General features: G+C 38.4%; 19 protein-coding genes. All 19 read right to left on the bottom strand.

Annotated elements, in window-relative coordinates; all coding sequences use genetic code 11:
• Nucleotides 1-19: 19 nt before the first annotated feature.
• Nucleotides 20-556 carry a F0F1 ATP synthase subunit delta gene (locus MHB44_RS03420; protein WP_341301594.1) on the bottom strand — a complete coding sequence of 179 codons (537 nt, stop codon included), beginning with the start codon at nt 554-556 and terminating at the stop codon, nt 20-22.
• On the bottom strand, nt 553-1,071 hold the full coding sequence (gene atpF, locus MHB44_RS03415) for a F0F1 ATP synthase subunit B (protein WP_053993117.1): 519 nt from the start codon (nt 1,069-1,071) through the stop codon (nt 553-555). Before atpF ends, MHB44_RS03420 begins: the two co-directional genes overlap by 4 nt.
• 177 nt (nt 1,072-1,248) lie before the next feature.
• The gene (gene atpE / locus MHB44_RS03410) at nt 1,249-1,461 is read right to left on the bottom strand and encodes a F0F1 ATP synthase subunit C (RefSeq protein WP_053993118.1); all 213 of its coding nucleotides are present in this window, start codon (nt 1,459-1,461) and stop codon (nt 1,249-1,251) included.
• Nucleotides 1,462-1,523: 62 nt separating this feature from the next.
• Nucleotides 1,524-2,246, bottom strand: a complete 723-nt coding sequence (atpB, locus tag MHB44_RS03405) for a F0F1 ATP synthase subunit A (protein WP_341301593.1) — start codon at nt 2,244-2,246, stop codon at nt 1,524-1,526.
• A 36-nt stretch (nt 2,247-2,282) separates the two neighbouring features.
• On the bottom strand, nt 2,283-2,654 hold the full coding sequence (locus MHB44_RS03400; RefSeq protein WP_341301592.1) for an ATP synthase subunit I: 372 nt from the start codon (nt 2,652-2,654) through the stop codon (nt 2,283-2,285).
• A 537-nt stretch (nt 2,655-3,191) separates the two neighbouring features.
• Nucleotides 3,192-4,313 carry a UDP-N-acetylglucosamine 2-epimerase (non-hydrolyzing) gene (gene wecB / locus MHB44_RS03395; RefSeq protein ID WP_341301591.1) on the bottom strand — a complete coding sequence of 374 codons (1,122 nt, stop codon included), beginning with the start codon at nt 4,311-4,313 and terminating at the stop codon, nt 3,192-3,194.
• Nucleotides 4,314-4,441: 128 nt separating this feature from the next.
• A complete protein-coding gene (gene upp, locus MHB44_RS03390) occupies nt 4,442-5,071 on the bottom strand; it encodes a uracil phosphoribosyltransferase (RefSeq protein ID WP_341301590.1) in 630 nt (209 codons plus the stop codon).
• A gap of 195 nt (nt 5,072-5,266) precedes the next feature.
• Nucleotides 5,267-6,508 carry a serine hydroxymethyltransferase gene (glyA, locus tag MHB44_RS03385; RefSeq protein WP_341301589.1) on the bottom strand — a complete coding sequence of 414 codons (1,242 nt, stop codon included), beginning with the start codon at nt 6,506-6,508 and terminating at the stop codon, nt 5,267-5,269.
• Nucleotides 6,509-6,565: 57 nt separating this feature from the next.
• Nucleotides 6,566-7,108 (bottom strand): TIGR01440 family protein, encoded by a 543-nt coding sequence (locus MHB44_RS03380; RefSeq protein WP_341301588.1) that lies wholly within the window; start codon nt 7,106-7,108, stop codon nt 6,566-6,568.
• A gap of 36 nt (nt 7,109-7,144) precedes the next feature.
• Nucleotides 7,145-7,582 carry a ribose 5-phosphate isomerase B gene (gene rpiB / locus MHB44_RS03375; RefSeq protein ID WP_341301587.1) on the bottom strand — a complete coding sequence of 146 codons (438 nt, stop codon included), beginning with the start codon at nt 7,580-7,582 and terminating at the stop codon, nt 7,145-7,147.
• Between the two features lie 344 nt (nt 7,583-7,926).
• Complete coding sequence (locus MHB44_RS03370; protein WP_341301586.1) at nt 7,927-9,210, bottom strand: HAMP domain-containing methyl-accepting chemotaxis protein; 1,284 nt, start codon at nt 9,208-9,210, stop codon at nt 7,927-7,929.
• Between the two features lie 8 nt (nt 9,211-9,218).
• Nucleotides 9,219-9,659, bottom strand: a complete 441-nt coding sequence (locus MHB44_RS03365) for a low molecular weight protein arginine phosphatase (protein ID WP_053993126.1) — start codon at nt 9,657-9,659, stop codon at nt 9,219-9,221.
• A gap of 27 nt (nt 9,660-9,686) precedes the next feature.
• Entirely contained in the window at nt 9,687-10,181 is a 495-nt protein-coding gene (locus MHB44_RS03360) for a manganese efflux pump (RefSeq protein ID WP_053993127.1), read from the bottom strand.
• A gap of 162 nt (nt 10,182-10,343) precedes the next feature.
• Entirely contained in the window at nt 10,344-11,378 is a 1,035-nt protein-coding gene (locus MHB44_RS03355) for an L-threonylcarbamoyladenylate synthase (protein ID WP_341302913.1), read from the bottom strand.
• Between the two features lie 101 nt (nt 11,379-11,479).
• Nucleotides 11,480-12,067, bottom strand: a complete 588-nt coding sequence (locus MHB44_RS03350) for a stage II sporulation protein R (protein ID WP_341301585.1) — start codon at nt 12,065-12,067, stop codon at nt 11,480-11,482.
• 44 nt (nt 12,068-12,111) lie between these two features.
• Nucleotides 12,112-12,972 carry a peptide chain release factor N(5)-glutamine methyltransferase gene (gene prmC / locus MHB44_RS03345; RefSeq protein ID WP_341301584.1) on the bottom strand — a complete coding sequence of 287 codons (861 nt, stop codon included), beginning with the start codon at nt 12,970-12,972 and terminating at the stop codon, nt 12,112-12,114.
• Nucleotides 12,959-14,035: a peptide chain release factor 1 gene (gene prfA, locus MHB44_RS03340; protein ID WP_341301583.1), complete on the bottom strand. Its 1,077-nt coding sequence runs from the start codon at nt 14,033-14,035 to the stop codon at nt 12,959-12,961. The genes prmC and prfA overlap by 14 nt, the downstream gene beginning before the upstream one ends.
• 173 nt (nt 14,036-14,208) lie before the next feature.
• A complete protein-coding gene (locus MHB44_RS03335; protein ID WP_341301582.1) occupies nt 14,209-14,781 on the bottom strand; it encodes a thymidine kinase in 573 nt (190 codons plus the stop codon).
• Nucleotides 14,782-14,889: 108 nt separating this feature from the next.
• Nucleotides 14,890-15,093, bottom strand: coding sequence for a 50S ribosomal protein L31 (rpmE, locus tag MHB44_RS03330; RefSeq protein ID WP_004269457.1), 204 nt, complete (start codon nt 15,091-15,093; stop codon nt 14,890-14,892).
• Between the last annotated feature and the right edge of the window lie 25 nt (nt 15,094-15,118).

Here is a 15,118-nt window from a genome sequence, read left to right as displayed (position 1 = left end):
CTCTCACATTTCTAAATTATTAACCGATTAATTCACGTTTTAGACGCTCCAGCTTGTTTGCTACTGAGCTATCATAAATATGGTTACCGATTTGCACACGAATACCACCAAGTAAGGATGGATCGATTTCGTTTGTAATGTTTAATGATTGTTTTCCAACAAGTTGCGCAAACGCTGTTGAAATACTTGTGCTTTCTTCAGCTGAAAGTACACGTGTTGAAAATACTGTTGCATCTGCCGTACCTTGTGCATTTGCAGCAAGCTCAGCATAAGCTTTAGCAATTAGCTTGATCTCATTCACACGTTTTTTCTCAACAAGTAGTTGGATTGTGTGTACAACTTCTGGTGTTGCACTAGCAAAAATGCTTGCCACCATTTGTTTTTTACGTTCGATGGAGAACTTAGGTGCTGTTAACAGTGTTAAAAAATCAGGTGATTCGTTAACGACTTTTGTTAACTCGTTTAAGTCTGCTCCAACCTCAGCCAATATATTTTTTTGCTGCGCTAGTTCAAAAAGCGCTTGAGCATAACGTTTTGCTACAGTTGAATTACTCATCGAGCTTCCCCTGCCTTCGCAATCGTCTCTTCAATTAGAGCACGGTTGTCTGCCTCAGAAATCTCTTTGCTAAGGACTTTAGATGCTGCAAGTACAGATAATGAAACGACTTCATCACGTACAGCCGCAATAGCTTTTTCTTTTTCAGATTCAATTTCACGTAAAGCCGATTCTTTTAAGCGGTTAGCTTCAGTGCGTGCTGCAGTAAGAATTTCTTCTTTTTGTAGTTCGCCTTGCTTCTTAGCGCCCTCAACAATCGTTTGTGCTTCCGTACGAGCTTCCTTAAGAATGCTCTTTTGTTCTTCTAAAAATTGGTGCGATTCTTTGCGCGCTTTTTCAGCTGCTTCGATTTCACTAGCTACTAATTCCTCACGTTGTTGCATGATGCCCATAAGTGGACCCCAAGCGACTTTTTTCAATAATAACATTAATACTAAGAAGATTACTAATGTTGCGATGATGTCACCACTGTTGAAACCAGTGCCTGCACCTAGTACAAGATGATCTAAAAACACGATTGTTTCACTCCCTTCAAGAGCTTTCACTTCAACATAATTTAATAACTTTTAAAAAAACTACCTATTTTAAAAAGCTATATTTACACATAGCTTTTCTCTGTTCCAAAATGAAGGGCGAAGTTTCATCTGGAGAATCCTGCTTCGCCACTAGTACGATTCAGTATGCAAACTGAATTATCTGTTCATTACGATGAATGCTACTACTACTGCAATGATCGGTAGGGCTTCAACTAATGCTACCCCGATGAACATTGTCGTTTGAAGAACGCCACGAGCCTCTGGTTGACGAGCGATACCTTCTACTGTTTTTGATACGATAAGACCGTTACCGATACCTGCACCAAGTGCACCTAAACCGATTGCTATTGCTGCTGCTAATAAACCCATTTGAAAATTTCCTCCTTGGAATTGTTTGTTTTTTTATTCAAGCATAAGATTTATGCTTTATATTAATGGTCATCGCTCACTTTATGAGCCATGTAAACCATTGTTAACATTGTGAAGATAAAGGCTTGGATAAAGCCGATGAAAATTGAGAAACCTTGCCATGCCATCATAGGAACGATTGCTCCGATGAATCCCACAGCACCAGATGTTGCTAGTCCTGCTAGTAAGCCAAGTAAAATCTCACCCGCATAAATGTTACCATAAAGACGTAGACCTAATGTTAATGTGTTTGCAAATTCTTCTACTATTTTAAGTGGGAACATGAATGACATTGGTTTAAAGAATGTACCAACATAATTTCCTGTACCTCTCATTTTAACACCATAGTATTGTGTTAAGACTAAAATCATTGCTGCTAACGTCATCGTCACTGTAGGGTCAGCTGTTGGTGATTTCCACCAAAGATCATGACCATAGGCGATAGAGAACGGAAGACCTAATAAGTTAGATATTGCGATAAACATAATCAACGTGATACCTAGAATGTGGAATCGACCACCAGTTTTCCAGTCCATATTGCTTTTAATGATATTCTTAACGAAATCCATAATCCATTCCATGAAGTTTTGCATACCAGTTGGCTTTAATTTTAGGTTTCTAGTTGAAATAAAAGCAATTAAAAAGACGATAATTGCGGCAACTAGTAACATCAGCACTGTCGATAAATTAAATGTTATGGATGTGAAACCTAAATCAAAAGTTTTTAATGGAGCTTCATGATTCATTGTTATTTTTCACCTCTCTTTCTAATTTAAAGCACATTAGTGGTTTCTTACATGTGACACAATTCTCTCGACAAAGAGAAAAACGTACGGAAGCATTAGCCCTATCACCGTGCTAATTAAGTGAAAATAGTTTGGCAACGAAATGGCTATGGCGACTGCCGCAATACCTGACGCAAAACGCAGCGCTGTACCAAGTGAGCCTATTTTCTTCCCTTCACTAATGGATCTGTCAAACTTCTCCATACGGCGAACTAAAATCCAAAAGTTATACGTACCAAAGAATGCACCGACTGCGATGCCCGCAAATACAGATTGATAGGGCGTAAACCCCCAGCCTAATGCGCAGAGTGCAAGCAAAAAAAATAACGCCCTCTTCTGCATAGCAAAAATTTGATGCAAATCTAGCATTGGTTGTAATCTCCTGAATCATTTTTTCGAGTAATGAAAACGTTTGCTGACCACTATGTGAAATCAGAAAAGAGCAGTGAAAAGCACTACTCACAGCGGAATAGTAACGGGAGAGTCATTTCAATTGCAGGTGTAAATACCCAAAAAAATAACTTACACCCCTTACCTACTCGGTAGAAACCGAAACGCACAAAACGTTGCAAATCGACAGCTTTATTTTGAACTGTCAATTTAGTAGAAAGTTGATATAACAAGTGTTTCAAAGTCCTACTTCTAATCAGAAACCCTTATCATTCTTACCCTTTGTAAGCATACAATAGGTAATATTTGAAGTCAATTGGTAATGTAGAAAAACTTCACAGCCGCTATAGTCTTGTCAAATTGTTGACAAATTTGTGTATGAAGCTTCATAGTTTTAAAAATTCTCTCTTTCGCTACGCATAAAAAAAGCTAATTTACGACATAATTATGCGCATAAATTAGCTTACCCATTTCAATAGGTATGTTAGACTTATTTTTATCATTAAATATAGTACATTAATTATTTTTTTGTAAAAATTCTAGCAATGCTAAGACAATACGTTGAGATGCATAGCCATCACCATATGGATTAGATGCTTTCGCCATGGCTTCATAGGCATTTTTATCTGTTAGGAGCTCCTTTGTCAAAACATAGATCGTTTCTTCTTCAGTCCCCGCTAACTTTAATGTACCTGCTGCAATTCCTTCTGGGCGTTCTGTTGTATCTCGCAAGACAAGTACGGGTTTGCCTAATGAAGGAGCCTCTTCTTGTATACCCCCAGAATCCGTTAAAATCATATAGGAATTGGCTGCAAAGTTATGGAAATCAAAAACCTCTAAAGGTTCTATTAAATGCACACGTGTATTGTCTCCTAAAATTTCATTAGCTACTTCCCTCACTGCTGGATTCATATGGACAGGATAAACGACTTGCACATCCTCATGCTCTGCTAGTATTTTTGTGATTGCCTTAAACATATGGCGCATTGGCTCACCAAGATTTTCACGGCGATGTGCTGTTAATAAAATCATACGATCATCGCCAATTTTGTCCAGCACAGGATGTGTGTAATGTTCACTTACTGTTGTTGCTAATGCATCAATTGCTGTATTTCCTGTCACAAAAATTGTTTCTGGATTTTTGTTTTCATCCAGTAGGTTCTTTTTGGATACTTCCGTTGGCGCAAAATGCAAATCAGCCATTACACCTGTTAGTTGGCGGTTCATTTCCTCTGGATAAGGAGAATATTTGTTCCATGTACGCAGACCTGCTTCCACATGACCTATAGCGATTTGATTATAAAAAGCAGCTAGGCTTGCAATAAAAGTTGTGGCTGTATCCCCATGTACTAAAACAATATCTGGTTGTGCCTCTTTCATGACTTTATCCAAGCCCTGTAATGCGTTTGTCGTTACATCGATTAATGTTTGACGATCTTTCATAATATTTAAGTCATAGCTTGGTGTAATTTGAAATGTTTCTAGTACTTGATCAAGCATTTGGCGATGCTGTGCGGTTACGGTTACAATGGATTCTATTTGCTCAGGATATTTTTGTAGCTCCAATACAAGAGGAGCCATTTTAATTGCTTCGGGTCTTGTACCAAAAATCGTCATTACTTTCCATTTCTTTGTCAAAACGATTGACACCGTCCTTTTTATTATTGTATGGAAGGTGTGCCTCTACTTCTTGAATGCTATCCTCAACCATACTATGAAGCGTCCTTCAAAATTGAAGGACGCCCTTTACAAACTATATGTTGCTCTTATTTTGTACCAAATAAACGATCCCCTGCATCCCCTAAGCCAGGTACAATATAACCATGGTCGTTTAATTTTTCATCGAGCGCCGCAATATAAATATCGACATCAGCATGCTCTTCTTGAATCGCTTTTACACCCTCTGGCGCAGCAATTAAGCACATGAATTTAATATTTTTAGCACCACGTTTTTTCAAGGAATGAATCGCTTCCACTGCTGAGCCACCTGTTGCAAGCATTGGGTCTACTATAATAAAATCACGCTCTTCAACGTCTGCTGGTAGCTTCGCATAGTATTCAACTGGTTTTAATGTTGCTGGATCACGATAAAGACCAATATGACCGACTTTAGCCGCTGGGATAAGCTTTAATACGCCGTCTACCATGCCAATACCTGCACGTAAAATGGGCACAATGGCAAGCTTCTTACCAGAAAGCACTTTTGTTTTTGCTATTGTTACAGGTGTTTCAATTTCAATTTCTTCTACTGGCATATCACGTGTAATTTCAAAAGCCATCAAGGTTGCAACCTCATCTACTAGCTCACGAAATTCTTTTGTACCTGTATTTTTGTCACGGATATACGTTAATTTATGCTGGATGAGTGGATGGTCAAATACATAGACTTTGCTCAAAGGGATTCTCTCCTAACCGTTCAGTTTTCATTTTATCCTACCTAGTATAACAGAAAAAAGAAGGTCCCTCAAAAATAAATTATCTATATTTATGCAATCTTTTTGACACAATCGTGATAAATATTTTTATCATAATCATAAAAAAAGCTGTGTTTAAAGGCCGCTTTCTGCTTTAAACACAGCTTTATCATTTTATTATGCGTATAATGGGTGTTTATCGGTTAATGCTTTAACACGCTCTTTTGCCCCTGCTTTCACTGCTTCATCTTCAGGGTTTTTCAGAACTGCTGCAATAATCGCACCAACTTCCTTCATATCCTCTTCTTTAAAGCCACGAGAAGTAACAGCTGGCGTACCAACACGGATACCGGAAGTAACGAATGGCGATTCCGTATCGTATGGAATTGTATTTTTATTTGTTGTAATGCCGACTTCATCAAGTGCATGCTCTGCTACTTTACCTGTTAGACCAAGAGATTTCACATTTAATAATAACAAGTGGTTGTCTGTCCCACCAGATACAATTTCTACGCCTTCAGCAATCAGCACTTCTGCTAAAGCTTTCGCATTGGCAATAATTTGCTTCGCATAATCTTTAAATTCTGGCTGTAATGCTTCACCAAATGCTACTGCCTTTGCAGCGATCACATGCATTAATGGACCACCTTGAATACCAGGGAATACAGATTTATTTAGCTTTTGCTCCCAGTCTTTTGAAGCAAGAATTAATCCACCACGTGGGCCACGTAATGTTTTATGTGTTGTAGATGTCACAAAATCAGCATATGGCACTGGTGATTGGTGTTCGCCAGCAGCTACAAGACCAGCAATATGCGCCATATCCACCATAAAATACGCACCTACTTCATCAGCGATTTCACGGAATTTGGAGAAGTCGATTTCACGTGGGTAGGCAGAAGCACCTGCCACAATAAGCTTTGGCTTATGCTCTAATGCTTTTTGACGTACATCTTCATAGTCAATTACTTGCGTATCTTTTGTCACGCCGTATTCCACAAAGTTATAAAGAACACCAGAGAAGTTTACAGGTGAGCCATGTGTTAAGTGACCACCATGAGAAAGGTTCATACCTAGCACAGTGTCACCTGGCTCTAAAATTGTATGATAAACAGCCATATTTGCTTGTGCACCAGAGTGTGGTTGTACGTTTGCATATTCTGCGCCAAAGATTTCTTTCACACGGTCACGTGCAATATTTTCTACTACGTCTACATACTCACATCCACCGTAGTAACGTTTACCTGGATAGCCTTCAGCGTATTTATTTGTCAGCACTGAGCCCTGTGCTTCCATTACTGCTTCGGATACAAAGTTTTCAGATGCAATCAATTCAATATTTGCTTGTTGACGTTTTTTCTCTGCAAGAATTCCGTCTAATACTGCCTTGTCTTGTACTGCTAATTTTTCATATGCCATGTTTGAAAAAGCCTCCTAAGTATCATTATTTCTATATACCGCTAAAAATAGCGATCATTATTTATATACAGCACGTTCTCCGCCTATTAGCTTTGGACGTGTTGTTGCAATCGTAACAACTGCTTCTCCTATCATTTTCACGGATGTACGAACTGGAACAGCTACCGCCTTTAAATGCATGCCAATTAAAGTTTGTCCAATATCAATACCTGCCTGTGCCTGTATAGCCTCAACTATTACTGGATGTGTAAATTGGGTGTAGGCATAAGCGGACATTGAGCCACCTGCTGTCCGTATTGGAACAACAGCCACTGGATCATAGCCAAATCGCTCAGCAGTTGATGCTTCCATCGTTATAGCACGATTAATATGCTCACATCCCTGAAACGCTAAATAAAGCTGATGTTTTTCAGCAAATTTTTGTAATGGTTCGAAAATGGCCTCTGCTATTTCCAATGCGCCTGCTGTGCCAATTTTCTGACCAATTACTTCAGATGTGGAGCATCCTACGACAAAAATTGTATTAGGTCGTAGGGTTACCTGCTCTTCAAATTCACTGAGTAACTGAGTCAAATGCGTTTGTATTTGTTTCACAACCATTAATCTCAGCTCCTTCATCTATTCATAAGAATACTTTTATTGCTCTAGTTCAGTAATTTTTTCGATGCGACGTACATGACGACCACCTTCGAATTCTGTTGTTAGCCATGTTTGAACTATTTCACGTGCAAGACCTGGACCAATAACACGCTCACCCATTGCTAAAATATTTGAATCATTATGGCAGCGCGTTGCCTTGGCACTAAACACATCATGCACGAGTGCACAGCGAATGCCCTTTACTTTATTGGCAGAAATGGACATACCAATACCTGTGCCGCAAATTAAAATACCTTTATCAAATTCTCCGTTCGCAACACCCTCAGAAACAGGCTTTGCATAATCTGGATAGTCTACTGAATCTGCAGATTGTGGACCAAAATCTTCGTAGCTAATTTGAAGCTCATCTAATAGCTGCATAATCTCACGGCGTAGCTGATTGCCTCCGTGATCAGAAGAAATTGCTATTCTCACTGGGTTCCCTCTTTTCGAATTATAGTCAACCTTAGTGTACCACTTCTTTCTAAAGAATAACATGATTTTTCTTGTATTTTTACGATGATTTCTCCCAAAAGACGAACATTAATTATATATTACCAAATAATCATTCACTTTTAAAGCTATTTCTCGCTAAATTTTATGTATATCACGTTGCTAAATTCGGATAATGGTCATTTGTTATAATATTCTATCTTTTGAGCACTTTTAAACTTTTTAACCGTGGTGGACGATAGCAGTATTTTTTCTACAGCTAGTAATGGTTAAAAAAACTGTACGTAAATGTGATTTTTCTATCACTTTTACGTACAGTTTTGAAATTATGCCTGTCTGTCAAATTGCAGAATCATTTTATGCAATGCTTCTGATTGTGCTTTTAAGCTTTGGGCAAGATGCTCAACTTGCTCGATTGCATATGCTTGCTCTTCTGTTGCACTACGAACTTCTTGCGCACCTGCTGACGTTTGCTCAGCAATCGCAGCAACCTCTTGTGATTGTCGAGCTGTTGTTTCAATATTTTGCATTTGTTGTTCAATTAAAGAGGAAATTTCAACAATCGCTGTTGCCATTTCGTGTATATTGGATGACATACCTTCTACTGCTGCTGTTGTTTCAGAAACACGCGCTGCCTCCTGTGTTGCAAATGCAACCTGCTGATTCATTTGTTTTACAACTACCTCTACATTTTGCTGCATAGACTGAATAAGTGCTGTAATCCCTTGTACAGCTTTGGCACTTTCATCAGCTAAGCCACGAACTTCCTCAGCCACCACTGCAAAGCCTTTCCCATGATCCCCTGCGCGGGCGGCTTCTATGGAGGCATTCAATGCTAACAAATTGGTTTGTGCAGCAATATCACCAACTAAGCTAATAATACGTTCCACTTGACCTGCATTCTCCTCTAATGTATGAATGCTTTTCAATGCTTCGTTATTGCCAGCTGCAATTTGCTGAATGCTATTGACCAATGTTTCAATCGCTGTTGTTGTGGTTGATAAATTATGTAAAATCTCTTTCGATTGTGATGCTGATGCCTCTGCCCTACTATTTACTTCTGTCGCTAGTGCTCTTACATCCTCCATCGCTTCAGCAGTATCTTGTACAGCTGTTGCTGATGCTTCTGCGCCTGTCGAAATATGCTTCACTGTTAACGCAATGCCCTCTGCTTTTCTTGTTGCAACTCCCGCTTCATCTGAAAGCTGAATAATGGACTGATTTGTTTGTTGGAAGTTTTGGTCGATACTTTCGACCATTTGACGTAGATTTAGCACCATTTGTTGAAATGCCTCAGCCACTGAACGTATTTCATCCTGTGTCTTTGGCATTTGTACATCTTGTCCAATTTTTCCTTCGGCTACAAGAGTAGCAGAATGTTCAAGTCGTTGTAGAGGTTTCACTAAAATAATACTGAAAATAGCTGCAAGTATGCCTGACCATATTATGCCTAGCCCATACGTAATGACTTCAAACAATTTTCGGTTTGTATCAGGGAAAAAAGTAGGGTGTATAAATTCAATGTAGATAAAACTAATACTGTAGGTGACTAATGCAAGAGCGCTAACAAATAACACTAATTTAAGACGTAAACCAAATTGTTTTTTCATAGTGTCCCTCAATTCTTTTCTAGTTTTTGTACTAATTGGTCAATTAAAGCTTTTAATTCTTCAAATGTCGCTTCGTATAGTGGTTTGTTACCCCCGTAAGGATCTACTATATTTTCTAGGCTACCTTCATCCGTATATTCTTTTAAAGTAAATACTTTATGTTCAGCTTCTGGATAATTGAAAATAATGGTGTCTTTATGGGTGATTGTCATTGTTAAAATTAAATCTGCCCATTCTATTACATCCTTTGATAATTGAGTTGCCAAATGCTGATGTGGCATTTGTGCTTCCTCTAATACTTGCTGTGCATAAGGTGACATTTGTGCATTCGGCATAGCATAGATACCAGCTGAACGCACTTCCAGATTGTCTAGCTGTTTATGTTGTAAAATAACTTCCGCCATTGGACTGCGACAAGTATTGCCTGTACAAACAAATAATATTCTCACACTTATCACTCTCCACTGTTTAATCTATTATTGTATAGCTAGAATACTCATTATAATAAAAATAACGCCCGCTATTAGTTGAATTTTATTGCCAAAAAAGACTTGGCTTCTGCGGGCTATGACTAATGAACCATAAGCGCAAATAAGAGCACTGACACCTGCGCTTAGTATAAAAATCGTTTTTTCTACGTTCAGCATACCAAAAGAAACACTTACTGAAAAGGTATCTAGGCTTGCAGTCACAGCTAAAAGTATGGGCGAAATTATTACTTTTTCATCCCTATGAGAGAATAATAGCAAATGCATACCAATACAAAATAATAAAATACTAGAAATCCATTGTCCCCATTCTAAAAGAAAACGTACTAAATAGCTCCCTAATTCAAACCCTAGCAACGGGAACACCATATGCAATGCAGCCGTCCATAATGATAACAATAAACGATATCTAACATTTGGCAACAAAACATATAAACCAATTACATCAACAGACGTTAATATACCTGCAAGAATTCCCTGCAAGAATGCACTCCTTCGCTCACTAATATTTTATCATTTTATGCTTAAAAATACATTATTATCATCATTATCTGGAATGGTTTTCTTTTTAATACATATAAAAAAGGACAAAAGACATGTATATTTTTACTGTCTTTTGTCGCTAGCTTTATAAAGTACTTTCATTTATGCTGAATACCACTTTCCTCCAGAGGCTTTTTCAAGTCTATTCATAATAGCAGCCCCGACCCCTTCGGTTGAAGTTGCTGTAGCTAGTATAATGGTAGCTGTTGTTTTATCACATGCTCTTAGGGCATTGTACAAGGTAGCTCCCATCTCTTTCTGGCTTCCAGCTTCCCCCACTGAAAAGTAAAAATCAGCCTTGCTCATATGAAAATGAGTAGGTGCAAGTAGTGCCACGCTATGCCCTTCATGCTGCAATTGCCGGACAGCTTTATTAACAGTCTCCTCACAACAGGCAATTAAAAATACAGGGGCATTTGGTGCATAATGTGTATATTTCATGCCTGGTGCCTTTGGTATTATATCTAGTTTTTGCTCTATTTGTGTTGGTTGTATAACAGGTCCTATTTTAGCCTCTAGCATTTCTTTTGTGATGCCGCCTGGACGTAAAATAACAGGAGGCTCCTGTGTTATATCTAACACTGTGGACTCAAGTCCTATTCCTGTAGAGCCCCCATCTAAAATATAAGGTATGTATCCATCCAAATCATCCTTTACATGGACCGCCTCAGTAGGGCTCGGTTTCCCACTACGATTAGCACTCGGTGCAGCAAGTGGTTTTTTTAGCTGCTGCAATAGTGCAAGGGCAACAGGATGATTTGGCATCCGTATACCAACTGTTGATAAGCCAGCCGTAACACTTTGGGCTAATACATTTGGTTTAACAGGCATAATAAGCGTTAGTGGACCTGGCCAAAATAAATCCATACATTGCTTTGCTACTTCAGAAATATCAGCTACATAGAGTGCCACTTCCTCTTTTGTACCAATATGGACAATTAAAGGATTGTCTGAAGGACGGCCCTTCGCTTCAAATATCTTTTTTACGGCTAAATCATTTGTGGCAACAGCTCCTAAACCATAAACTGTTTCTGTTGGAAATGCCACGATCTCTCCTGCATTTAAGATATCCACAGCTTGTGTATAATTAATCTGACTATTCACATTACTGTCCACAACCTTACAAACGGTTTTCATCATTAAAACCTTCCTTCAATTATTCATTTTTACTGAATTATCCACATATTGTTTATAACTTAGAAAAAATTGTGTATAAGTTATCTGAATTTGTGCACAATTCATGCAAAAAGCCCTTTAATCCATTCCCACAGAAAGAATGTTACTTGTTCTTTTTCCTCCGACTCTTCTTTTACTTCTTCCTTCTCAGGCTCACAGATAGATGGGAAAATACTGCACCACCAGTTATCCCCACGTGCATCACCAATCTTTACCACGATCGATTGATAGACATTTTGTGGATAAAGTACAGCACCTTGTCTTTTTGGTGGGAATAAGTTATCCCCGAGTACAACCTGTGTGTCAATTTGTGGATAACTTTCGCTTAATTCTGTTTCTATTTGTTGCTTTAACGACAGCATTTGCTCATTTTTGATTATTCCTGTAGCAGCAACTTGTGTAAAATAAGGCTTTAACTCTTTGACAAGTTGCTCCTTTTCTTGATGATCCTGTGCTGTATTACTATTAGCAATCACACGTATACGAAAATCCTCTTCTTGCACCTGATTCATAGTTGCTTTTGCATAGCCTATAAATGTAGGAATATATAAAATACATAATTGTAAAGTAATCGCAATCACTACTAGTCTAGCAAAAGCTAAAAAGATATGTTGTTTCGGTAATCTTCTAATCTTGTATTCGTTTAACATAAAAATCCCTCCTTGCTCAACATTGTTGGCAAGTTCAAGATACTTTATACATCAATCTCACAAAAAATCATTCGAGGTTTACCGTTAATATCTTTTTCTATGGAAATTGTAGCCTGTGGAAAACTATCTCGAAAGAATTTTGCTACTTTTTCTCCCTGTGTATAACCGATTTCTAGCCCAATCAGTGCTGGCCTATTCATATAAGCAGGTAATTGCTCAGCTAATTTGCGGTATAAAATAAGCCCCTCCTCCTCAGCAAATAGCGCACTATGTGGCTCATGCTCTAAGACAACACTAGACATTTCTTGTGCTTCATCAAAAGCGATATATGGAGGATTCGATAAAACAATATCAAATTTCTCCCCAGCAAGAGGTGCTGTTAGATCACCTAATCTACAATCAATATTTGCCTCTAATCTTTGAGCATTTTTTTGTGCTGTTGCTAATGCAGCCTTCGATAAATCAGTCGCTACAACTGTCAGTTCTGGACATTCCAGCTTCATCGAAATAGCTATAGCGCCACTACCTGTACCAATATCCGCTAGCTTTAATGCTTGATGCTGAAATAGCTTATTGATACGAGTAATCGTGCCAAGCACCAGCTCCTCTGTTTCAGGTCGAGGAATTAATACTGATTCATCAACAAAAAAGGAGCGACCATAAAATTCTTCCACCCCTATACAATATTGTACAGGGCGACCACTGGCATGTTCTTCGATAAGTGTTGTAAATTTCACTTGCTGCTCTGCTGTTAATTCGTCCTGTAAATGTAGCATTACCTCTGAATAGCTAGTGCCAAGTATATACTGCATCACAATGCGCGCTGCTGTTTGCTCACGACCATTATCCACTAAAAAAGAAGAAGCCCAGTCAAGGGCCTCCGTCACATTTTTATAGGTCATCATTTAAACGCTCTAACTTTGATGCTTGCTCTTCTAAAATTAGAGCATCGATAATCTCGTCTAGTCTACCTTCAACGATTTGGTCTAGCTTTTGAATCGTTAAACCGATACGGTGGTCAGTTACACGGTTTTGTGGATAATTGTATGTGCGAATTCGCTCAGAGCGATCGCCAGAGCCAACAGCTGATTTACGTGTAGCATCAATTTCTTTTTGCGCTTCCTGCATATACATATCTGCAACACGAGCACGAAGAATTTTCATGGCTTTTTCACGGTTTTTAATTTGTGAACGTTCATCCTGCATCGACACCACAACACCTGTTGGTAAATGGGTCATACGAACAGCAGACATCGTTGTATTTACAGATTGACCCCCCGCACCAGATGATGCAAATGTATCTACACGGATATCTTTTTCATGGATTTCAACATCTACTTCCTCAACTTCAGGTAAGCAAGCCACTGTTGCTGTTGATGTATGAATTCGGCCTTGTGATTCTGTAGCAGGCACACGTTGTACACGGTGTGCGCCGTTTTCATATTTAAACCTTGAATAGGCTCCTTGTCCGTTAATCATAAAGATTACTTCTTTATAGCCGCCCATTGGGTTTGGTGTCGCTTCCATAATATCAATTTTCCAGCCATGCGTTTCTGCATAGCGAGAGTACATACGGAACAAGTCACCTGCAAAAATATTGGCCTCGTCACCACCAGCTGCGCCACGGATTTCCATAATAACGTTTTTATTATCATTTGGATCTTTTGGAATCAGCAGAATACGTAAACGCTCTTCTAGTTCTTCCTGTTGGTCTTTTAGTAGGTTAAATTCTTCTTTGACCATTTCATGCATATCAGGATCTTTTTCACTATCTAACATTTCACGTGCCTCTGCTAATTGTTCTTTGACACTTTTATATTCACGATAACTATCCACAGTTTCTTGGATATCCGATTGTTCTTTAGAATATTCACGTAATTTTTTACTATCATTAACAATGTCCGGATCACTTAAAAGCTCTGTTAGCCTTTCATAGCGATCCTCCACTGCTTGTAATCGATCAAACATGGAATTCACCTCTATTTAGTTTTTTAGACATCTCTTCTTTTCACTATTTACGAATAAAGAAATTTTCAATCAAAATTTCACGCAAGCATCATAAATATTGATATATTTCCCCTACTTAGTATAAGAAAAATTTTGCATGTATGCTACTTTTTCTTGCTGTATTTATCGATGCATTAGAGCGGTGGGTTTGCGTGGCATTTACGGCACACTGGATAATAAGCATCATTGCCGCCAATTTGAATTTGATCGCCAGTATAAACAGGCTTCCCTCTTTCGTCTACTCGTAAATTCATGGTTGCTTTTTTATGACAGAACCAGCAAATGGTTTTCATTTCTTCAATTTTATCTGCATATGTAAGCATATACTGGCTACCTTCAAATAGCTCATTTTGAAAATCATTTTTTAAGCCAAAGCCCATTACAGGAATATCTAATTGATCCACAATATTTGCAAGCTGTAAAACATGGGCCTTTTTTAAAAATTGCACTTCATCTACAAGCACACAATACGGCTTCACCACATTTTTTTTCACTAGCTCAAAAATATTTGTATCTTCGTAAACTGGAATAGCCTCCTGTCTTAAACCTACTCGACTGGAAACAAAACCAACTTCATCACGTGTATCTAAACCTGAAGTAAATATCATTACTGGCTTTTTTTGCTCTTCATAATTATGGGCAACTTTTAAAATTTCTATTGATTTACCACTATTCATTGCACCGTGTTTAAAATAAAGCTGTGCCATTTTGTCTTCTCCCCTTCTTTTCATTACGCTAGATTTTGAAAAGACTATTATTCCATATACTGAAAAAAATACCTGCCAAGCACATGCTTGGCAGGTATTAAACTAACATTAGTTTTTAAGACCGTATTTTTTGTTGAAACGATCTACGCGACCATCAGCAGACGCGAATTTTTGACGGCCAGTATAGAATGGGTGACATTCGTTGCAAAACTCGACAACAATGTTTTCTTTTACTGAACCAGTTTTGAAAGTATTCCCACAAGAGCAAGTTACTGTTGCTTCTTTGTAGTCTGGATGAATTCCTTGTTTCATATTCGTTTTCTCCTCCCGCCCTGAA

It is taken from the genome of Lysinibacillus sp. FSL H8-0500, from assembly GCF_038051955.1.
Lineage (GTDB): Bacteria > Bacillota > Bacilli > Bacillales_A > Planococcaceae > Lysinibacillus > Lysinibacillus macroides.
Note: the sequence above shows the minus strand (reverse complement) of the source record. Positions and strands in the feature narration are given on the sequence as shown.